The following is a 19,213-nucleotide window of genomic DNA, read 5'->3' as shown; positions in this document are numbered from 1 at the left end:
GAATCCGAACGTGCATCCTCACGCCGCGGCGACCCGCCGAGACGGCGGCGCCCACCATGCGGCGCCCCGCCGAGACGGCGGCGCTCACCACGCGGCGGCCCGCCGGGACGGCGACGCTCACGCTGTGACGGCCCACGAGACGGCGATGCCCCCGCCGCGAGGACGCGGCGGGGGCATCGTGAAGTTTCGCGCGGCGCCGCCGGCCGTGAACCGGCGGACGCCGGGGTCACTCGGCCGGCTGGGCGGCGGCCGCGGTGGCGCCCTCGGCGTCCTCCTGGCCCTCGTTCAGCTCGGCGTAGATGGCCTTGAGGTCGACCTCGTTGCCGGCCTCGTCGGTCACCTTGACGGCGTCGCCGATGACGGTCTTGGCCTTGTCGCGGACGATCTCGACCATGGCCAGCGTGAGCTGGTCGTTGTCGGCGAGGTGCTGGGCCAGGGTGTTCGGGGCGACGCCGAGCTGCATCGCGCGGCGGACCACGAAGTTGGTCAGCTCCTCCTCGCTCACCCCGATGTCCTCGGACTTGACGATCTTGTCGAGCAGGAAGCCCGTCTTGATCGCCTTCGCCGAGTTCTCCTCGAACTCGGCGAAGCGCTCGTCCTCGGTGGTCTGGTAGAGCCGGAAGAACGCCTCGCGGCTGAGGCCGCTCTCGGCGATCTGGTGCTCGAGGTTGTGCTTGCGGGCGTCCAGCTCGGCCTTGAGCGCGCTGTCGGGCAGCGGGATGTCGATCTGGTCGAGCACGGCGGCGACGGCGTTCTCGCGGGCCTGCACGACCTGGTCGACCAGCTTGTTGCGGCGGGCCTGGGCGCGCAGGCTCTCGCGCAGCTCCTCCAGCGTGTCGAACTCGCTGGCGAGGCCGGCGAACTCGTCGTCGAGCTCAGGGAGGACCTTCTCCTTGACGCTCTTGATCGTGATGGTGACCTCGGCCTCCTCACCGGCGTTCTCGCCGCCGACGAGGGTCGTGGTGAAGGACTTCTCGTCGCCCGCGGACATGCCGACCAGCGCGTCGTCCAGGCCCTGCAGCACCGAGCCCGCGCCCACCTCGTAGGAGACGTCGGAGGCCTGCTGCTCCTCGATGTTCTTGCCGTCGATGGTGGCCGAGAGGTCCATCACGACGTAGTCGCCGTTGCCCGCGGCGCGCTCGACGCCGGTGAGCGTGGCGAAGCGCTGGCGCAGGGCGTCGATCTGGGTGTCGATGTCCTCGTCGGAGACCTCGGCCGAGGGGACGGTGACCTCGAGGCCCTCGTAGTCGGGGACATCGAAGGCGGGGCGGACGTCCACCTCGGCGGTGAACTCCACCTCCTTGCCGTCGTCGATCTTGGTGACCTCGATCTCCGGCTGGCTGACCGGGAAGACGTCGCTCTCGTCCACGGCCTGGCCGTACAGCTTCGGCAGGGCCTCGTTGAGGGTCTCCTCCAGAACCACCGCGCGGCCGAAGCGCTGCTCGATGATGCGGGCGGGAACCTTGCCGGGGCGGAAGCCGGGGACGCGCACCTGCTGCGCGACCTTCTTGTACGCCGCCTGCATGCTCGTCTCGAGCTCCTCGAACGGCACCTCGACGGTGAGCTTCACCCGGGTCGGGCTGAGCTCCTCGACAGCGGTCTTCACGGGGTGGTCTCCTTGGTCAAGCTTCTGGTGATCGCGGGCGGCGTCATGCCGTACGGCGACCGCGACATGCTCGCGCGCCGCGCCCACATGGGCGGCTCAGTGCACGGGCCAACCGGCACAACCATGTCTGGGCGTGCTCAATCGTGGCGGGTGTCCAGCGCCGCTTGCCAGTCTAGGGCAGACGAGCACCTTCGGCGTCACCGACAGGCGTCAGAATCTCTCAGAGATGATCTTTTGGAGAATGTCGACCGTGGCCTCGGGGGTGGTGCTGACCGCGCACAACCGCTCCATGACCTCGCTGTAACGGTCCACTTCGTCTCGTTTGTCCAGGTACAGCGCGCTGGCGAGCTGCTCGACGTATACCACGTCGGGAAGCTCACTGTCTTCGAAGCGGAGCACGCTGAACGCCCCGCCCTCGGCGCTGTGACCGCCGTAGCTGAACGGCATGACCTGAATCGTGATGTTCGGCTGGCGCATGAGCTCGAGCAGGTGCTGCAACTGGCCCCGCATGACGTCCGCGCCGCCGATCGGCCGCCGCAGCGCCGCCTCGTCGATCACCGCCCAGAACACCGGGCCGTTGACCCGGTCGAGCACGCGCTGGCGCTCCATGCGCAGGTCGACGCGCCGCGCGATCTCGGCCGCCCCGACGCCCGACGCGCCCGCCCTGATGACGGCACGGGCGTACTCCTTGGTCTGCAGCAGGCCGGGGACGAACTGCACCTCGTAGGTGCGGATGCGGGACGCCGCCTCCTCCAGGCCGACGTAGGCCTGGAACCACGAGGGCAGCAGGTCGTTGAACCGGTGCCACCAGCCGGGCTCGTTGGCCCTCTGCAGCAGCTCCATCACCGTCGAGCGCGCCTCGCCGTCCTCGACGCCGTAATAGGCGAGCAGGTCGGACACATCGCGTTCCTTGAACCCGACCCGGCCGAGCTCCATCCGGCTGATCTTGGATTCGGAACCGCGGATCAGATGTCCGGCCTCCTCTCGCGAAATGCCTTTCTGTTCGCGAAGCCGGCGAAGCTGGGACCCCAGCAGGATGCGGAGAGCCGTAGGACCGGATCCGGGCTGGAACTGCGTCATTCGGCCTCCTTCTCTTCTCGGGCCAGCCCACACAGTGTCACCACTTCCGGCTCTCGTGACAAGGTCTGGGCCGCGCGTCGGGCGTGCCGGTCGTATCAGTGCGACGGTGGGGTGACATCCCGGACGGTTCTTGCGCCTGCACAGCGCAGGTGCACGTGCATTTGGGTCTTGCACCAAGCCGAATACTGACCCATGATGGCCTAGTGCATATTGGGCTTAAGGTGCACTAACCCCTATAACGGCACTGGCTGCGGAGACACAATGATGGTGGGAGGTATCAGCAGGATGCTGGAGCCCCTATCCGCGGCTCATTGCCTGGAAGCAACGCCTGAAGTGGGATTTCGGCGCATATTACGTGCCGGTCGACATGAAGACCGCACCACCTGCCCGCTCCGCCCCCAGGCCGATTCCGTGAAAACGGCCCGCGACGTGACCCGCAGGACCCTGAGCGGCTGGGGTTGCCCCCAGATCGGCGACGACGCGACCCTCGTGGTGTCGGAACTGGTCACCAACGCCGTGCGCTATGCCTGCCACACCGCCCGCCGCTATGAGGACCACCCGATAACGCTGCTGCTCCTGCGAATGTCGCAGCACGTGCTGCTGGCGGTCTCCGACCCCAGCGATGAGGCGCCGACCCGCAGGCAACCCGACTTCGTCTCCGAGCACGGACGAGGCCTCTACATCGTCGACACCTACAGCAAGGCGTGGGGCTGGGAGGCGCTGGAAGAGGGTGGCAAGGCCGTCTGGGCCCTGTTTCGCGCAGAGCGCTGACCAGCGGTCAGCACGTTGCCCACAGGGTTTCGGTCCACTCGCGAACCGGCGGGCCTTCGCCGGACCCGCCGGGCGGACCCGTCCCGCGCTTCGCGCGCCGGCAGCAAGAACGCCGCCGATCGCACCGGCGGCACGATGAACCTTTCACGCCCGCTTGAGCGCCGTCCCCGCGTCCCCGCCGCCGACGGCCGGGCACAGCGTCGCCGTCGCATCGGCGCCGCCCGGCGCCGGGCACGTCGGGGTGACCGGATTTGAACCGATGATCTCCTGCACCCAAAGCAGGCGCGCTACCAAGCTGCGCTACACCCCGGAGCATCGGGCCGCTCGCGCACTCGCAAACTCCGGTACGCTTACGTCCTGACGACCGGGAGAAGTCTAGACCAGACGGCGACCGGCTCGCGCGGACGTAGCTCAATGGTAGAGCCCCAGTCTTCCAAACTGGCTACGCGGGTTCGATTCCCGTCGTCCGCTCTCAGCACGAAGGCCCAGGCAGGAGGCATGTTCTCCGCCCGGGCCTTTCCATTTCCCCCCACCGTCTTCGAGCCGTCTTATTTTTCGGCCGCTCGCGTTTCTTCTCCTCCGGCGGGGCCGAAGCGCGGGCCCCCGCCCGCCGGGACACGACCGGGGAAGATCTTGGTGGTGACCGTGTCGGTGGTGCGGGGCTTGGGCAGGGGAAGGCCATGGCTGCCGATATCGAAGAGTTCGACGTCGTCGTCCTGGGGCTCGGACCGGGAGGCGAACAGGTCGCGGGACGCCTCGCGGAGGCCGGTCTGGCCGTCGCCGGCGTCGAGTCCCGCCTGGTGGGCGGGGAATGCCCCTACTGGGCGTGTGTGCCGACCAAGATGATGGTGCGCGCCGCCGATCTGCTGGCCGAGGGCGGACGCATCCCGTCCATGGCGGGCGAGGCGGCGGTCGTGCCCGACTGGACGCCCGTGGCCCGGCGCATCCGCGAGGAGGCCACCGACAACTGGGACGACAAGGTCGCCGCCGACCGCTTCCACGACCAGGGCGGCACGCTGGTACGGGGCCGCGGCAAGATCACGGCCCCCGGCGAGGTCACGGTGGACGGCTCACGGGTGCTGCGCGCCCGCCGCGGCATCGTCGTCGCCACCGGCTCGCAGCCGGCCGTGCCGTCGATCGCCGGGCTGGCCGGCACTCCGTACTGGACCAACCGCGAGGCGACCGAGGCCGAACGGGCGCCCGAGTCGGTCATCGTGCTGGGTGGCGGCGCCGTCGGCGTGGAGTTCGGCCAGGTGCTGCACCGCTTCGGCGCCGAGGTGACCATCCTGGAGGCGGCCGGCGGCCTGCTGCCGTCCGAGGAGCCGGAGGCCGGCGAGCTGCTCGCCGAGGTCTTCGCCAAGGAGGGCATCACGGTACGCACCCACGCCAAGGTCACCCGGGTCGACCACCATGGCTCCGCCTTCACCGTGATGACCGAGGACGGCAGCCACCGCGCCGAGCGACTGCTGGTGGCCACCGGGCGGCGTTGCGACCTGGCCGCGATCGGCGTGGGCGCCGTCGGCCTGGAGGAGTCGGCGCGGGTGATCAAAGTGGACGATCGCATGAGGGCCGCCGAGGGGGTGTGGGCGGTCGGAGACGTGACGGGCGAGGGGGCGTTCACCCACGTGGCGGTGTACCAGGCGCGCATCGCCCTGGCCGACATCCTGGGCGAGCACGGTCCGGCGGCGGACTACCGGGCGGTGCCGAGGGTGACCTTCACCGACCCCGAGGTGGGCGCGGTGGGCCTGACCGAACGGCAGGCCCGCGAGCGGGGCCTCGCCGTGCGCACGGCGGCCACCCCCGTCGCCTCCTCGGCGCGCGGGTGGATCCACCGCGGCGTGGGGCTGGTCAAGCTCGTCGCCGACGAGGACGCGCTGGTCGGCGCGACGGTGGCGGGGCCGTGCGGCGGTGAGGTGCTGGGCCTGCTGACGCTGGCCGTGCATGAACGCACGCCGCTCGACCGGCTCACGAGCATGATCTACGCCTATCCGACCTTCCACCGGGCGGTGGAGGACACCCTGAGCCTCCTGCGATAACGTCCCGCGACGGCGCCCGCCGCCCCGGCGTCCCGTCCGTCCTCGCCCCTGACGGGGGGTCCGCGGCCGGGTTAACGTCGGTTGGACGACGCGGGAGGGACATGATGACGATGGACATCCGCGAGGCCTATCGCAGGGCCCTGGACGCCTTCGGCGCGCACGTTCACCAGGTCAGGGCCGATCAGTGGCGGCTGCCGACGGCCTGCGCCGGCTGGGACGTCCACGGCATGGTCGACCATCTGGTGGGCGAGAGCCTGCTGGCGCCGCAACTGCTCGCGGGGCGGCAGGCCGCGGAGGCCGGCGAGCTGACCGAGGGCGACCTGCTCGGCGACGACCCGGTGAAGGCGTTCGACGTGGCGGCGGCCGCGGCGATGCGCGCCATGGAGCCGGCCGACGTCCTCACGCGGACGGTGCGCCTGTCGTTCGGCGACGTCTCCGGGGCGGAGTACATCGCCGAGTTGTTCGCCGACACCCTCATCCACACCTGGGACCTCGCCAGGGCGATCGGCGGTGACGAGCGGCTGGACCCCGAGCTGGTCGAGGTGTGCGCCGAGTGGTTCGCCGGAGCGGAGGAGGGCTACCGGCAGGCCGGGGTGATCGCCGAGCGCCCGCCGCTGCCGGAGGACACCGACCCGCAGACCCGCCTGCTGGCCGCCTGGGGCCGCGGCGGCTGACGCGCGGGCCGAGGGAGCGCGGTACTCTCGGCCCCGTCGCGCGTCACCGCCCCCGGCACCCGGCCGGGAGACGACGTGGGGTCACCTCCGGCAGGCCCGCAAGGCCGACGCGGTGGCGAGGTGACGGCCGGCGTGGGGAGGGTCAGCGGGAGACGGGCCGCTTGCCGTGGTTGGCCTTCCTCTTCTTGCGGGCCCGGCTCTTGCGCGCGCGTCTCGCCATCTCGGCCTCCCCATCGGTACGGGTCGTGCTCCCCACCATGCATCCGCGCCCGAGCCGGTACAAGGCCCAAACGCCAAAGAAAGCCCCCGGAGCCGCCACCCGGGGGCCGTCCACCCGCCCCACCATCGCCCCTCACGTTCCAACAAGGTGCAGGTCAGATTATGTAGTATTTTGATGGAACTTGGTGGAGAGGTGAGGCGATGCTGGCTCAGCAACGGCAGCAGGCGATCCTCGAGCGCGTCCGCAGGAGCGGCGCGGTACGGGTCGCCGACCTGGTGCGGGAGCTCGGGGTGTCGGACATGACGATCCGCCGCGACCTTGAGGCGCTGGCCGAGCGCGGGCTGGTGGACAAGGTGCACGGCGGCGCCACCGCCACCGGCGCGGGGTCCACCGAGGAACCGGGCTTCGCGGCCAAGTCGGTGCGCCAGCAGGCCGAGAAGGAGGCGATCGCCCGCCGCGCCGCCGAGCTGGTGCGCCCGGGCAGCGCGGTCGCGCTGTCGGCCGGCACGACCACCTGGACCCTGGCCCATCACCTGGCCGACGTCCCCCACCTCACGGTCATCACCAACTCCGCCCAGGTCGCCGACGTCTTCCACCGGGCCGGGCGCGCCGACCAGACCGTCGTGCTCACCGGAGGGGTGCGCACGCCGTCGGACGCGCTGGTGGGGCCGGTCGCCGTGGCGGCCATCCGCGCGCTCAACGTCGACACGCTGATGCTCGGCGTGCACGGCATGAACCCCAGGGCGGGCTTCACCACTCCCAACATCCTTGAGGCCGAGACCGACCGCGAACTGGTCGCGGCGGCGCAGCGGCTGGTCGTGCTGGCCGACCACACCAAGTGGGGCACCGTCGGCATCAGCACGATCGCCAAGCTGGACGAGGCGCACGTCGTGATCAGCGACACCGGCCTGCCGGAGGAGGCCAGATCGGCGCTGTCCGAGCAAGCCGGCACGCTGCTGCTGGCCGACCCTGCGGGGACGGCGCCACCGACCGAGCCGGCGCGCGACGCCGGCGGGTCCGGACGCGCGAACCGCGCTCCGGGAACAGAACGGGCGGCCCGGGCCGCCGACACGACAGGACAGGCGGCTCAGCCGGCCGCCGGACAGGAGGTGGCCCGGTGAAGCGGACCGTCACCCAGCTCGCCGATGGGCGAGAGCTCATCTACTTCGACCACGCCGAGAGCGCCGACCGCGGCGCCGCCGACACCCGCGAGCTGCCCCCGCGCCCCGCGGCCTCGGACCTGCGGTACGACCCGGTGATGGACGAGTGGATCGCCATCGCCGGGCACCGCCAGGGCCGCACGTTCCTGCCTCCCACCGACGAATGCCCTCTGTGCCCCTCCCGGCCGGGCCACGCGACCGAGATCCCCGCCGCCGACTACGACGTCGCGGTGTTCGAGAACCGTTTCCCGTCCTTCAGCTTCAACCTGGGCCACTACGAGGACGTGGGCGGCCTGAGCGAGGTGCGGCCCGGCGTCGGCCGGTGCGAGGTGGTGTGCTTCACCTCCCGGCACGACTCCTCCTTCTCCCGGCTGTCTCCCGAGCAGGTCGATCTGGTGCTGGTGGCGCTCGCCGACCGCACCGACCACCTCTCGCGGCTGGAGGGCGTGGAGCAGGTGTTCCCGTTCGAGAACCGCGGCGCCGAGATCGGCATCACGCTGGCGCACCCGCACGGCCAGATCTACGCCTATCCGTACGTGACGCCTCGCACGCGGCAGATGCTGGCCTCGGCGGCCCGCTACCGCGAGCGCACGGGCGGCGACCTGTTCGCGGACGTGCTGGCCGCCGAGCGCAAGGCCGAGACGCGCGTGGTCGCCTCCAACGAGCACTGGACGGCGTTCGTCCCCGCGGCGGCGCGGTGGCCGTTCGAGGTGCACGTCTACCTCAACCGCAGGGCGGCCGACCTTCGCGAGCTGGACGCCGAGGAGCGCGCGGCCTTCGGCCCGCTCTACACCGACGTGCTGCGGCGGCTGGACGGGCTGTTCGGGGTCACCATGCCCTACGTCGCGGCCTGGCACCAGGCACCCGTGCGCACCGGGCGCGACCTCGCCTACCTGCACCTGCAGCTGTTCAGCATCCGGCGGGCGGCGCAGAAGCTGAAGTACCTGGCGGGGTCTGAGTCGGCGATGGGCGCGTTCGTCAACGACGTACTGCCCGAGGAGGCGGCCCGGATGCTGCGCGAGCAGCCGTGACCGCGCCCGCCCTGGACGGCCCGCCGCGGGCGCGGCGGCGGTGACCACGCGCACGTCACGTCGGGGGACGTCACATCCGGGGTCGCCATAAATACGGATCTACCACTACCATCCATCAGACACCGGCCGTAACGGCCGGTCCGCCTAATCCCAGGTGCCCCGCCTGGGAGCCGGGGACCCATCGGTTCCTCTGGGGTGAATCCACGCGTGTGGTAGGGCGTCTCCGGCCCGAACCCGTCAGCTAACCCGGTCGGCAGATGGAGAGGAGCGGGCTCTGCCCCTGTCTTCCGGCCGCCACGGTTCCGTGGCCGCCTGCGCTCTGATGGTGGCCGCCCTGGTGCTCGGCCCGTCCACGGCCGGCGCCGCCGCCCCCAAACCCACCGAGAAACAGCTCAAGGCACAGCTCGCCGCCCTTGGCAAGCAGGTCGACAAGCTGATCGCCCAGTACAACGCCAAGCGCGTCGCGGTCGCCAAGGCCAAGGACGCGGAGAAGAAGGCCCGCGAGCGGCTGAAGGCCGCGGAGACCGAGCTCACCGCCTCCGAGGGCCAGGTGGGCGACATCGCCCAGCTCAGCTACCAGGCGGGCAGCGGCCTCGGCATGATGCGCGAGCTCATGTCGCCCGGTTTCGGCGGCGCCGCGATGCTGCAACAGCTGCAGGCCGAGCAGTCCGCCGAGATCGGCCGATATGCCACGGCCCGTGACGCCCGCAAGAAGGCGGCCGACGACGCGGCCGCGCTGACCGACGGCCTGCGCGACGACGTCGTCGAGGTGACCGCCCAGCGCAGGGACGCCGAGAAGCTGATCGGCCAGATCAAGGACAAGCTGGACCGGCTCGTGCCCACCGCCCCGGGCAAGCAAGCCAACGGGAGCTGGGCGCCCGAGCTGCCGGCCGGGAGCGAGAACATCACCCCGCGGATGCGGCTGATGCGCGCCGAGGTCAAGGACCACTTCCCGCTGCGGTTCCCCGTCGGCTGCTACCGCCCCGAGAACAGCGGCGAGCACCCGCTGGGCCGGGCGTGCGACTTCATGCTCAGCTCCGGCGGGGCGATGCCCTCGCCCGCCGGCGTCGCGATGGGCGAGCAGATCGCCGCCTGGGCCATCAAGAACGGCGGCAAGCTCGGCGTGAAGTACGTGATCTACCGGCAGCGGATCTACAACCTGGGCTTTCCCGGCTGGCGGTCGATGGCCAACCGCGGCGGGATCACCGCCAACCACTTCGACCACGTGCACATCTCGATGTACTAGCCGTCCGGCCGTCTTGCCGCCGGTGAAAGTTCCATCCGGACGCTCGCCCGGAGGATGTATTACGGTGACCCGCCGCCCGGTGACCGTGCGGCGGGCGTGGCACCGCGACGTGGCTCCGGGGCGCCTGCCGCGCGGCCCGGCGCCGGTGGGGCCGATCAGCCCGGCAGGCGGATGGGGTTGACGATGTCGGCGTAGATGAGCAGGCTGCTCATGGCGATCAGGAAGATCGCGACCGTGTACGTCAGCGGCAGCGCCTTGGCGATGTCCACGTGCCCCGGCATCGGGCGGCGGCGCACCCGGGCGTAACCGCGCTTGATGCCCTCCCACAGGCCGCCGGCGATCTGGCCGCCGTCCAGTGGCATCAGCGGGATCAGGTTGAACATGCCGATCGCGAGGTTGAACCCGGCCAGGAGCTGGATGAAGCCGGCGATCTTGTTCTCCAGCGGGATGGCCGCCGCGGCGATCGCGCCGCCCAGGCGCCCGGCGCCGACGACGCTCTGCGGGCTGTTGAGGTCACGCTCGGCGCCGCCGAAGGCCGCCTGCCAGACCCCGACGAGCTTCTGCGGCAGTTGCAGCAGTGCCGAGCCGGTGCGCCTCACCAGGTCCGCCATGGCGCCGACGACGTACCCGAGCCCCTGCTTCTCCACGACGAGGGTGGGGCTGACTCCGAGAAAGCCGACGTTCTTGTCCAGCTTGTCCGGGTCGTCGAGCGAGGGGCGATCTTGCGCGATGAGCGTGGCGTTCAGCGTCATCGGCTTGCCGTCGCGCTCGATGCCGATGGCGACCGGGCCGGGGCCGTGGGTGCGGATCAGCGTGCTGGCGTCGTCCCAGGAGTTCACCGGCCTGCCGCCGAACGAGACGATCTTGTCCTTGGCCCTGAGCCCGGCGAGCGCCGCGGGCGTGGACCGGTGGGCCGGGGTGCACTGCTGGCCCTTCGCCTGCTCGGCCACGGTGACGACGCACTTGGAGACCTCGGCGACCACGGGCGTGGGCACCGAGATGCCGAAGCCCATCAGCACGATGGCGAACAGCACGAAGGCCAGCACGAAGTTCATCGCGGGACCGCCGATGAAGATGATGACCTTCTGCCACCAGGGCTTGCGGTACAGGACGCGGTCGGCGTCGCCGGGCCTGACCTCCTCCAGCGCCGCCTGCCTGGCGCTCTCGATGAGCGCCTGCCACGGCCCGGTGGAGATGTTGCGAAGCTTGTTCGGATCATCGTTGGGCCGAGGGGGAAGTGCCCCGATCATGCGGATGTAGCCGCCCAGCGGAATCCACTTCAGGCCGTATTCGGTATCACCGCGGCGGCGCGACCACATCGTGGGCCCGAAACCGACCATGTACTGCGTGACCTTGACGCCGAAGAACTTCGCGGGCACCAGATGGCCCAACTCGTGCAGGGCAATGGACACGGCCAACCCGACGAAGAAGATGAGAAACCCGGCCACTGCGAGCCAGCTCATAGGTGCTACCCCCACGTCGGAGAAGATGCCTTCTGTTTGGATTGCCCGTTCCGAGCGTAACCGAACGCGCGAGGGCTTCGGCCGCCGCCGGAAAACAACACTCAACGACCAAGCGTAGGAGTGACTTGCGCGCGGTGGAGCGAATCGGGAGACTGCATTGACGGTACGCAATCATGTAGACACCGTGGGATATGAGTCGGCGTAGCATAATTTGCCGGTTCTGTTCCCAAGGACCAAGGGAGCACCTTGATACGCATCCTGGTTGCCGAACACCTACCTCTCGTCCGCCGGGGCCTTGTCGCCTCGCTGAACGGCGAGAAGGATCTCATGGTGATCGCCGACGTCGCCTCCGGCGAATACATCGTGCCGGCAGCCATGGAACTCACCCCGGACGTGGCGGTGGTCGACGTCGACCTCCCCGACGTCGACGGGCTCACCGCCGCCGCGCGCCTGCACCAGAAGGCGCCGCGCTGCAAGGTGCTGCTGCTGTCGGCGCGGCCGAACCCCGGGCAGGTGCGCCGGGCCTTCGCCGCCCACGCGCTCGGCTTCCTGAGCACGAACGTGGCGCCCGAGCATCTGGCCGACGGCATCCGCCGCGTCGCCTCCGGGCGCAAGGCCGTCGACTCCGACCTCGCCATCGCGGCGCTCACCTCGGCCGACAACCCTCTCACCCCCCGCGAGCAGGACGTCCTGCGCATCGCCGCCCAGGGCGCCTCCTCCAAGGAGATCGCCGCCAAGCTCTATCTATCTGTGGGAACGGTCCGAAATCACCTGTCGCGCATCATCTGCAAGACCGGAGCCCGCAACCGCGCCGACGCGGTGCGCATCGCCGCCGAGACCGGCTGGCTCTGATCGCGTTGGGCGCGGACGCTACGGCCGCCAGATGAGGATGAGCGCGCAGTCGTCGTTGTGCCCGGCCGACATGGAGTTGACCAGGGGGCGGGCGCCGTCGTGGAAGCCCGAGGGCACCAGCCGCTCGGCCTCGCCGAGCAGCCGATCAAGCCCGGAGTCGATGTCGCGCCCGGGCTGCTCGATCAGGCCGTCGGTGTAGAGCATCAGCGCGTCGCCCTTGCGCAGCACGCCGCTGTCGGGCTCGCAGTGCAGGTCGGGGACGACGCCCAGCACGACGCCCTTGGCGGCCGACACCTGCCAGGTGCCCGTGCCCGCGTCGAACTTGACCACCGGCGGATGCCCGGCGGAGGTGATCTGGTACGCCCCCGTGGACAGGTCGAGCCGGAGGTGGACGGCGGTGACGAAGCCCTCGCCCTCGGGCTGGCGGTGCAGGTAGGCGTTGCAGGCGGGCAGGAAGGACTCGACCGACCCCAGCAGCCCGCCGAAGGTGCCCGAGAGCATCAGCGCGCGGGTGCCAGCGTCCACGCCCTTGCCCGACACGTCGACCAGGGCGACCTCGAGAACGTTCCCGTGGCGCATGGAGACCAGGAAGTCGCCGCCGAAGGAGGAGCCGCCCGCCTGCTTGAGCACGACCCGCGAGCCCCACTCTTTGCGGTTGAGCGGCGGCAGCTCGCCCTGCCGCTTGAGGCGGTCGCGCAGTTCGAGCAGCATCGCGTCCCCGCGCAGCCCCTGGACGCCCAGCTTGCCGCGCGTGCGGGCCATGAGGAAGGCGAGCACCGTCGTGAACCCGATGGTCACCAGCAGCCCCGCGCCGACGGAGCGCACGCCGAGCGTGGCCGCGATGTAGCCCAGCGCCACGGCGACGGCGCCCACCAGGGCGGCCAGGCTGCGCATGCGGAGCTGCAGGCCCCCGACGAGGGTGACCAGGATGAACAGGCTCGGTGAGAACCACTCGGTGGAGACGCGCGCGGCGAGAGCGCCGAGCGCCAGCGTGGCGACGCTCAGCGTGATGAGCAGGTTCCGGTCACGCGCCAATGGCCCCCTCCGCAGGAACCGCACGATCCGCACCAGGAACGGGATGCGAACCAAGATCGCGCGGAGCCGCGGGGGGATCAGCGGCGCCGGACGGGAAGTCATGATGCGCTCGACTCTATCTGCCCATCTGCCGTTTGGGCAGCCGACTTGACCAAGACCTTGATCATTAAACGGGGATATTAGGTGGCCGATCCGGTTTGCCCGGTCATAACGTTGGCCAGGTGAACAGCGAACAAAGCACGCGGCCGGGCATGGTCATCCGTCCCATCGACGAGTCGGAATGGCGGGCATGGCTCGACGTGGACGAAGAGGCGTTCTCCGACGACAACTCCCCCGCCCGCGCCGATGCGTTCAAGTCGCTGCTGGAGTTCGACCGGTCGCTCGGGGCCTTCGACGGCGACCTGCTGGCCGGGGTGGTCGCCGGGCTGACCTTCACGATGACCGTCCCCGGCGGCCCAAAGCCGGTCTGCGGCGTGACCGCCGTCGCCGTGCTCCCCTCCCACCGGCGCCGGGGCGTGCTCACCTCGCTGATGCGGCGGCAGCTCGAGGGGCTGCACGAAAGCGGTGAGCCGGTCGCGGCGCTGTACGCCACCGAGGCCGCCATCTACCAGCGGTTCGGGTACGGCAGGGCCACCGACAACCTGTTCCTCACCATCCCCGCGCGCTCCCCGTTCGCCGCGCACGCGCCGGTCGACCCCTCACTGCGGTTGCGCGTCGTCAGGCCCGCGGCCGAGGCGCGGGCGGACCTGCAGAAGGTGTTCGACACCGTGCTGCCGACCCGTCCCGGCCTGTACTCCCGCAACGACGCCAAGTGGAACATCCTGATGGCCGACGACCCCGACCACCGTCGCGGGGGCAGCGCGCTGCGCTGCGTGATCGCCGAGGACGACGCGGGGCCGCGGGGGTACGCCCTGTTCCGGGTCAAGCCGGGGGTCACCGAGAACGACGTGCCCGACGGCGAGCTGCGGGTGATCGACCTGTTCGGCCTGGACCCCGCGGCCTACGCCCTGCTGTGGCGCCACGTCCTCGACCGCGACCTGTGCTCGCGGGTGCGCGCCCCCATCCGCCCGGTCGACGACCCGATCATGCACCTGCTCGCCGAGCCCCGCCTGCTCAACGCCGGGTTCGTCGACGAGATGTGGGTGCGGGTGGTGGATGTCGACAGGGCGCTCGCCGCCCGCGCGTACGCCGCGCCCGTGGACGTCGTCCTGGACGTCCAGGACACCGTGTGCCCGTGGAACGCCGGGCGCTGGCGGCTGTCGGCCGGCGCCGGCGGGGCCGTCTGCGCCCGCACCACCGACCCCGCCGACGTGGAGCTGCCGGTGAGCGTCCTCGGCGCGGCCTACCTGGGCGGGCGGACGCTCGGCGCCTACCAGGCCGCGGGCGTCGTCCGCGAGACCCGCCCGGGCGCGCTGCGCGCCCTGTCGGCCGCGATGACCTGGGACGTCGCGCCGTGGGGCGGCATGATCTTCTGACACCCGCCGGCCGGCCCAGGCGAGATGCCCGGGCCGAGGTGACAGGCCGGACGGCCGGGCCAGGCCGTGAAGACGGGTGCGAAGGCCGACGCCCGACGAGCCGCAGGCCGGGCGAGCGCGCCCGCCGCGATGGCGAGGAGGGCGACAGAGCCCCTGGCTTTCCGGCGGCGCTGTTCTAGGCTTTGCCCATGGCACTGCAGAGCTTGCAGATCACCGCGATCACGGCGATGCGGGCGCGCGACGTCTCGCGTCCTTCGTCCGACCAGCAGGAGGCCGCCGACCGGCGGCCGCTGCGCGACGAGATGGCCCGCAAGGCCGACGCCCCGCGCAAGAGCGAGCCCGCTCGCAAGCCCGAGCCGCCGCGCAAGCCCGACCCACGCCGCCGCAAGGACGCCTAGCGGCTCAGCGGCTCAGCGGCCCGGCAGGGGCGGGATGCCGCCGCCGGTCTCGTAGGCCGAGATCTGGTCGATGCGGCGCTGGTGGCGCTGCTCACCGGAGAACGGCGTGCTCAGGAACACCTCGACGAAGCGCGTGGCCTCCTCCAGGGAGTGCATGCGGGCGCCCAGGCTGATGACGTTGGCGTCGTTGTGCTGCCGCGACAGCGAGGCGGTCTCCTCGCTCCAGGCCAGCGCCGCTCGGACGCCGCGCACCTTGTTCGCCGCGATCTGCTCGCCGTTGCCCGACCCGCCGATCACGATGCCGAGGGACCCGGGGTCGTTCACCACGCCCTCGGCGGCGCGCAGGATGAACGCCGGATAGTCGTCCTCGGCGTCGTACACGAACGGGCCGTCGTCGACGACGTCGTGGCCGTGCTCCTTCAGCCAGGAGACGAGGTGGTTCTTGAGTTCGTAGCCGGCGTGATCGGCGGCGATGTAGACGCGCACGCGCCCATTGTCGCAGCCCGGCTTCCCTCGGGTCCATCGGGCCGCGCCGTAGGCGGATCACCGGCCCCCACCGGCGCGGATTCCGTTAGAGTAATAGGCGCTTGGCCACATGACCCCTTACAGGAGAGTTTCATGCGTGAGATCCGCGTGATCGGGGACCCCGTCCTGCGCACCCCCGGCGAGCCGGTCACGTCTTTCGACCGCGATCTTCGGCGGCTGATCGACGAGATGATGGAGACGATGTACGCCGCCGACGGCGTCGGCCTGGCCGCCCCGCAGATCGGGGTGTCCAAGCGGCTGTTCGTCTACGACGCCAGCGGGCGCAAGGGGCACGTCGTCAACCCCGAGCTCACCATCGACGACGCCGAGGAGGTCCTCGACGAGGAGGGCTGCCTGTCGGTGCCCGGCCGCGACACCGGCAAGCCGCTGTACGCCCGCACGCCGCGCGCGGCGGGGGTGAGCGTGCGCGGGTTCGACCGGCTCGGCCGGCCGGTGCGCCTGAAGGCGCGAGGGCTGCTGGCCCGTTGCTTCCAGCACGAGTACGACCACCTCGAAGGGGTCATCTACGTCGACCGCCTGCCCAAGAACGCCGCCCGCGACATCCTGCTGCGCACCCCCTGACGCGTCTCCGGGTCACAGAGCGCGTCGTCAGGCGGCCCTGGGGCCGCCCGGCGTCATGGGCGGTCGTCGTGCCCCACGGGCACGGGCGCCGCGCGGCGGGGCGTCCGCAGGCGGGCGACCAGCCACAGCAGGGGCCGGGCGACCAGGCCCAGGCCGGCCAGGAGCAGCGCGGCGACGACGACCCACTCGTTGGAGCCGCCGGGGCCGTACACGTGGCCGCGCCGCCCGGTGTCGAAGGCCGGGGAGGTGGCGCCGGCGGTGAAGGTGCCGCGCTCGCTGCCGTAGAACCCGATGTCCTGCCGCACGTCCCTGCCGTCGCGCGAGCGGAACGTGCCGGTCCACGAGCACTGCTCGTGGCCGGGATGCTGGATGCAGTCGAGCCGGCGGGCGGTGAAGGTGCCGGGGATCCCGTCGCCGCGCAGGGCCGCGATGGCAGGCCCGGCGTTCTGGACGGCCAGCAGCATGAGCAGCAGCCCGCCGAGCGCCAGCGCCATCTCGAACGCGCTGACGCGTCGCGCCGTACGGACCGACGGCTTCACCGCGACCGCCCTCCTCACTACAGTTGCAGGGACTTGACCTCGAGGTACTCCTCAAGGCCGAACTCCCCGAGCTCACGTCCGACACCCGACTGCTTGTAGCCGCCGAACGGGGCCGAGGTGTTGAACCGGCCGCCGTTGATCGCCACCTGGCCGGTGCGCAGCCTGCGCGCCACGGCCACCGCCTCCTCCTGCGTGCCGCCCCACACCGCGCCGGAAAGTCCGTAGGGGGTGCCGTTGGCGATGTCCACGGCCTCGTCGACGGAGGTGTAAGGGATGAGCGACAGCACCGGGCCGAAGATCTCCTCCTGCTCGATGACCATGCCCGGCGCGACACCGGCGAAAACGGTCGGCTCGACGTAATAGCCGCGTTCGAGCGGCCGGTCGCCGCCGCCGGCGACCAGCCGGGCGCCCTCCTCCTGCCCTCGGTTGAGGTAGTGGACCACGCGGTCGCGCTGGGCGGCCGACACCAGGGGGCCGAGGCGGGTGCCCTCCTCGAACGGGCCGCCGAGGGTGTAGGTGCCGGCGAGGGCCGCGGCCTGACCGGCGGCCTCGTCGTACCGGTCACGGTGCACGAGCATGCGGGTGAGGGCCGAGCAGGTCTGGCCGGAGTTGACGAACGCCCCCGCCACGCCGAGCTTCACCGCGGTCGCCAGGTCGGCGTCCGGGAGGATGAGATTGGCCGACTTGCCGCCGAGCTCCAGCGCGACGCGCTTGACGGTGTGGGAGGCCAGGGCCGCGACGCGCCTGCCCGCCCCTGTGGAGCCGGTGAAGGACACCATGTCGACGCCGGGGTGGGAGGCGATGGCCTCGCCCACGACCGGCCCCGGGCCGCTGACCATGTTGAACACCCCGGGGGGCAGCCCGGCGTCGTGCAGGATCTCGGCGAAGGCGTAGGCGGCGAGCGGGGCGACCTCGCTCGGCTTGAGCACCACCGTGCACCCGGCGGCGAGGGCCGGGGCGACCTTGCACACCACTTGGTGCAGGGGGTAGTTCCACGGGGTGATCGCGCCGACGACGCCGACCGGTTCGCGCAGCACCAGCGAGTCGCCGACACGGGTCTCCCGGTCGCACCGCTCCTCGGCCAGACGGGCGTGGTCGGCGAGCACCGCGGCGGGCATCAAGGTCTGCACCTTGAGCGCGAAGGCGTACGGGGAACCCATGTCTGTGGCGATGGTGCGCGCCATCTGCTCCGCGCGTTCCTTGAGGAGGTCGGCCGCCGCTTTGAGGATCTTGCCCCGGTCGGCGGCGGCGGTGCCCGACCACGCCGGGAACGCGGCGCGGGCGGCGGACACGGCCCGGTCGACGTCACCCGGCGAGCCCGCGGGCACCCGGTCGATGACCTGCTCGGTCGACGGATCGACGACGTCGATGCCCTCACCGGACGAGGAGGATACCCAGGCTCCTTGCACGTAAAGCTGACGCATGCCCCTCGATTCTCGCGCGCGGTCGTCGCGGCGGACGGTCACCCCGCCGGGCGGCGCGCCTGCGCCGCCCGGCGGGCGCGACTGCCGAGACCACGGTGCCACGCCGTCGCCACCATCTGCCGCCTGTCATCTCACATAACGGTCAGGGAAGGAGAACGGATCGAGTTGACCATGGCTTTCCCGCAGGGCGCAACCCTCCGCACGCATCCGGTCACGGACGGGCCGCGGCCCGACCGGTCAGTCGAAGATCGGCTCCCGGGTGCGCGAGCGCTTCAGTTCGAAGAACCCGTCGGTGCCGGCGACGAGCCGCACGCCGTCCCACAGCCTGGCGGCCGCCTCGCCCTTGGGGGCCGGGGAGATCACCGGGCCGAAGAAGGCGACGCCTTCGACGGAGATGACGGGGGTGCCGACCTCCTGCCCGACAAGGTCGATGCCGTGCGCGTGCGACCGGCGCACGGCGTCGTCGAAGTCGGTGGAGTCGGCGGCGGCGACGAGCTCGCGGTCCAGGCCGGCCGCCTCCAAGGCGTCGGCGAGCAGCGCGCGCAGGGCGGCGACGGCGTCGAAACCCTCCTCGCCCTCGGCGGGCTTGAGGCGGCGCTGGTTGTGGATGCGGACGCCGATCTGGGTGTAGAGGTCGCCGATGACGTGCTCGCCGTACTTCTCGGCGGCGGCCTGCACGACCCGGACCGGGGCCATGGCGTCACGGAGAAACTCGCGGTACTGCTCGGGGATGTCCTTGTCCTCGTTGAGCACGAACAGGCTCATGATGTGCCATCGCGGCTCGACGGGTCGTACCTTCTCCACCTCCAGCACCCAGCGCGAGCTCATCCAGGCCCATGGGCAAAGGGGGTCGAACCAGAAGTCCACCGGGGTTCGTTCAGTCATGGCCAGCTTCCCTGCTCCTGCTCGTGGCGGATGTCCCGATACATCTGCCAGCCCCGGCCACGCGCGCGCTATTCCCAATTCCTGGTATCTCGGTGGGAAATCATTTCACCCGCGCCCCCTGATGTCCCTGCACCGGTGCGGCATCATGGCGCCCGACGTGGCAGGATTCATGCATTCCTCTCGCGAAGGGGCAGAGGAGATCGGCGATGAG

19 protein-coding genes, 2 tRNA genes and 1 riboswitch are annotated in these 19,213 nt (G+C 71.2%); of the genes, 11 read left to right on the top strand and 10 right to left on the bottom strand.

The genetic code is table 11. The features are described from left to right. Positions 1 to 226 precede the first annotated feature (226 nt). Both tig and ACWEN6_RS29230 read right to left on the bottom strand, forming a co-directional pair. Positions 227 to 1,606, bottom strand: a complete 1,380-nt coding sequence (gene tig, locus ACWEN6_RS29235) for a trigger factor (protein WP_354850684.1) — start codon at positions 1,604 to 1,606, stop codon at positions 227 to 229. A 210-nt stretch (positions 1,607 to 1,816) separates the two neighbouring features. Next, positions 1,817 to 2,686: a helix-turn-helix domain-containing protein gene (locus tag ACWEN6_RS29230; protein WP_452574688.1), complete on the bottom strand. Its 870-nt coding sequence runs from the start codon at positions 2,684 to 2,686 to the stop codon at positions 1,817 to 1,819. 261 nt (positions 2,687 to 2,947) lie between these two features. Between ACWEN6_RS29230 and ACWEN6_RS29225 the strand changes: the two genes are divergently transcribed. Then, positions 2,948 to 3,457 (top strand): ATP-binding protein, encoded by a 510-nt coding sequence (locus ACWEN6_RS29225; RefSeq protein ID WP_452574686.1) that lies wholly within the window; start codon positions 2,948 to 2,950, stop codon positions 3,455 to 3,457. Positions 3,458 to 3,693: 236 nt separating this feature from the next. On the opposite strand, the gene ACWEN6_RS29220 is transcribed toward ACWEN6_RS29225, so the two are convergent. Then, positions 3,694 to 3,767 (bottom strand) — tRNA-Pro (locus tag ACWEN6_RS29220). A gap of 90 nt (positions 3,768 to 3,857) precedes the next feature. Between ACWEN6_RS29220 and ACWEN6_RS29215 the strand changes: the two genes are divergently transcribed. The 3 genes from ACWEN6_RS29215 to ACWEN6_RS29205 all read left to right on the top strand — a co-directional run bounded on the left by ACWEN6_RS29215 (position 3,858) and on the right by ACWEN6_RS29205 (position 6,167). Further along, a tRNA-Gly gene (locus ACWEN6_RS29215) sits at positions 3,858 to 3,928 on the top strand. A 209-nt stretch (positions 3,929 to 4,137) separates the two neighbouring features. Next, positions 4,138 to 5,493 (top strand): dihydrolipoyl dehydrogenase family protein, encoded by a 1,356-nt coding sequence (locus ACWEN6_RS29210; RefSeq protein ID WP_452574684.1) that lies wholly within the window; start codon positions 4,138 to 4,140, stop codon positions 5,491 to 5,493. 101 nt (positions 5,494 to 5,594) lie between these two features. Then, positions 5,595 to 6,167, top strand: coding sequence for a TIGR03086 family metal-binding protein (locus ACWEN6_RS29205; protein ID WP_452574682.1), 573 nt, complete (start codon positions 5,595 to 5,597; stop codon positions 6,165 to 6,167). Between the two features lie 142 nt (positions 6,168 to 6,309). On the opposite strand, the gene ACWEN6_RS29200 is transcribed toward ACWEN6_RS29205, so the two are convergent. Then, complete coding sequence (locus ACWEN6_RS29200; protein ID WP_380832349.1) at positions 6,310 to 6,387, bottom strand: 50S ribosomal protein bL37; 78 nt, start codon at positions 6,385 to 6,387, stop codon at positions 6,310 to 6,312. Between the two features lie 200 nt (positions 6,388 to 6,587). On the opposite strand from ACWEN6_RS29200, the gene ACWEN6_RS29195 reads away from it, so the two are divergent. The 3 genes from ACWEN6_RS29195 (at position 6,588) to ACWEN6_RS29185 (ending at position 9,824) form a co-directional block, all read left to right on the top strand. Next, positions 6,588 to 7,508 (top strand): DeoR/GlpR family DNA-binding transcription regulator, encoded by a 921-nt coding sequence (locus ACWEN6_RS29195; protein WP_452574680.1) that lies wholly within the window; start codon positions 6,588 to 6,590, stop codon positions 7,506 to 7,508. Continuing rightward, a complete protein-coding gene (galT, locus tag ACWEN6_RS29190; protein ID WP_452574678.1) occupies positions 7,505 to 8,578 on the top strand; it encodes a galactose-1-phosphate uridylyltransferase in 1,074 nt (357 codons plus the stop codon). Before ACWEN6_RS29195 ends, galT begins: the two co-directional genes overlap by 4 nt. Positions 8,579 to 8,709: 131 nt before the next feature. Then, positions 8,710 to 8,848: riboswitch (cyclic di-AMP (ydaO/yuaA leader) on the top strand. Between the two features lie 34 nt (positions 8,849 to 8,882). Beyond that, entirely contained in the window at positions 8,883 to 9,824 is a 942-nt protein-coding gene (locus tag ACWEN6_RS29185) for a coiled-coil domain-containing protein (protein ID WP_354850663.1), read from the top strand. Positions 9,825 to 9,979: 155 nt separating this feature from the next. On the opposite strand, the gene ACWEN6_RS29180 is transcribed toward ACWEN6_RS29185, so the two are convergent. After that, positions 9,980 to 11,287: a M50 family metallopeptidase gene (locus ACWEN6_RS29180; RefSeq protein ID WP_452574676.1), complete on the bottom strand. Its 1,308-nt coding sequence runs from the start codon at positions 11,285 to 11,287 to the stop codon at positions 9,980 to 9,982. Positions 11,288 to 11,533: 246 nt separating this feature from the next. Between ACWEN6_RS29180 and ACWEN6_RS29175 the strand changes: the two genes are divergently transcribed. After that, the gene (locus tag ACWEN6_RS29175; RefSeq protein ID WP_354850656.1) at positions 11,534 to 12,139 is read left to right on the top strand and encodes a response regulator transcription factor; all 606 of its coding nucleotides are present in this window, start codon (positions 11,534 to 11,536) and stop codon (positions 12,137 to 12,139) included. A gap of 18 nt (positions 12,140 to 12,157) precedes the next feature. Here the strand turns inward: ACWEN6_RS29175 and ACWEN6_RS29170 are convergent, their stop codons facing one another. Beyond that, positions 12,158 to 13,276 carry a PP2C family protein-serine/threonine phosphatase gene (locus ACWEN6_RS29170; RefSeq protein WP_452574674.1) on the bottom strand — a complete coding sequence of 373 codons (1,119 nt, stop codon included), beginning with the start codon at positions 13,274 to 13,276 and terminating at the stop codon, positions 12,158 to 12,160. A 119-nt stretch (positions 13,277 to 13,395) separates the two neighbouring features. Between ACWEN6_RS29170 and ACWEN6_RS29165 the strand changes: the two genes are divergently transcribed. Both ACWEN6_RS29165 and ACWEN6_RS29160 read left to right on the top strand, forming a co-directional pair. Next, positions 13,396 to 14,649, top strand: coding sequence for a GNAT family N-acetyltransferase (locus ACWEN6_RS29165; RefSeq protein ID WP_452574672.1), 1,254 nt, complete (start codon positions 13,396 to 13,398; stop codon positions 14,647 to 14,649). Between the two features lie 188 nt (positions 14,650 to 14,837). Continuing rightward, positions 14,838 to 15,047 carry a hypothetical protein gene (locus ACWEN6_RS29160; RefSeq protein ID WP_452574670.1) on the top strand — a complete coding sequence of 70 codons (210 nt, stop codon included), beginning with the start codon at positions 14,838 to 14,840 and terminating at the stop codon, positions 15,045 to 15,047. A 12-nt stretch (positions 15,048 to 15,059) separates the two neighbouring features. Here the strand turns inward: ACWEN6_RS29160 and ACWEN6_RS29155 are convergent, their stop codons facing one another. Continuing rightward, positions 15,060 to 15,533, bottom strand: a complete 474-nt coding sequence (locus tag ACWEN6_RS29155; RefSeq protein WP_452574668.1) for a ribose-5-phosphate isomerase — start codon at positions 15,531 to 15,533, stop codon at positions 15,060 to 15,062. A 132-nt stretch (positions 15,534 to 15,665) separates the two neighbouring features. On the opposite strand from ACWEN6_RS29155, the gene def reads away from it, so the two are divergent. Then, entirely contained in the window at positions 15,666 to 16,154 is a 489-nt protein-coding gene (gene def / locus ACWEN6_RS29150; RefSeq protein WP_354850642.1) for a peptide deformylase, read from the top strand. A 53-nt stretch (positions 16,155 to 16,207) separates the two neighbouring features. Here the strand turns inward: def and ACWEN6_RS29145 are convergent, their stop codons facing one another. From ACWEN6_RS29145 to ACWEN6_RS29135, 3 genes are all read right to left on the bottom strand, one after another. Further along, entirely contained in the window at positions 16,208 to 16,693 is a 486-nt protein-coding gene (locus ACWEN6_RS29145; protein ID WP_452574666.1) for a hypothetical protein, read from the bottom strand. 17 nt (positions 16,694 to 16,710) lie between these two features. After that, a complete protein-coding gene (locus ACWEN6_RS29140) occupies positions 16,711 to 18,117 on the bottom strand; it encodes an aldehyde dehydrogenase family protein (protein WP_452574664.1) in 1,407 nt (468 codons plus the stop codon). 237 nt (positions 18,118 to 18,354) lie between these two features. Then, positions 18,355 to 19,002 carry a mycothiol-dependent nitroreductase Rv2466c family protein gene (locus ACWEN6_RS29135; RefSeq protein ID WP_452574662.1) on the bottom strand — a complete coding sequence of 216 codons (648 nt, stop codon included), beginning with the start codon at positions 19,000 to 19,002 and terminating at the stop codon, positions 18,355 to 18,357. Positions 19,003 to 19,213 lie beyond the last annotated feature (211 nt).

The organism is Sphaerisporangium sp. NPDC004334 (assembly GCF_053602655.1).
Note: the sequence above shows the minus strand (reverse complement) of the source record. Positions and strands in the feature narration are given on the sequence as shown.

Bases quoted from the DNA above. Each gene is read 5' to 3' on its own strand.
- ACWEN6_RS29230 (WP_452574688.1), bottom strand. From the start codon at position 2,686: ATGACGCAGTTCCAGCCCGGATCCGGTCCTACGGCTCTCCGCATCCTG.
- ACWEN6_RS29225 (WP_452574686.1), top strand. From the start codon at position 2,948: ATGATGGTGGGAGGTATCAGCAGGATGCTGGAGCCCCTATCCGCGGCT.
- ACWEN6_RS29210 (WP_452574684.1), top strand. From the start codon at position 4,138: ATGGCTGCCGATATCGAAGAGTTCGACGTCGTCGTCCTGGGGCTCGGA.
- ACWEN6_RS29205 (WP_452574682.1), top strand. From the start codon at position 5,595: ATGATGACGATGGACATCCGCGAGGCCTATCGCAGGGCCCTGGACGCC.
- ACWEN6_RS29200 (WP_380832349.1), bottom strand. From the start codon at position 6,387: ATGGCGAGACGCGCGCGCAAGAGCCGGGCCCGCAAGAAGAGGAAGGCC.
- ACWEN6_RS29195 (WP_452574680.1), top strand. From the start codon at position 6,588: ATGCTGGCTCAGCAACGGCAGCAGGCGATCCTCGAGCGCGTCCGCAGG.
- ACWEN6_RS29180 (WP_452574676.1), bottom strand. From the start codon at position 11,287: ATGAGCTGGCTCGCAGTGGCCGGGTTTCTCATCTTCTTCGTCGGGTTG.
- ACWEN6_RS29170 (WP_452574674.1), bottom strand. From the start codon at position 13,276: ATGACTTCCCGTCCGGCGCCGCTGATCCCCCCGCGGCTCCGCGCGATC.
- ACWEN6_RS29160 (WP_452574670.1), top strand. From the start codon at position 14,838: ATGGCACTGCAGAGCTTGCAGATCACCGCGATCACGGCGATGCGGGCG.
- def (WP_354850642.1), top strand. From the start codon at position 15,666: ATGCGTGAGATCCGCGTGATCGGGGACCCCGTCCTGCGCACCCCCGGC.
- ACWEN6_RS29140 (WP_452574664.1), bottom strand. From the start codon at position 18,117: ATGCGTCAGCTTTACGTGCAAGGAGCCTGGGTATCCTCCTCGTCCGGT.
- ACWEN6_RS29135 (WP_452574662.1), bottom strand. From the start codon at position 19,002: ATGACTGAACGAACCCCGGTGGACTTCTGGTTCGACCCCCTTTGCCCA.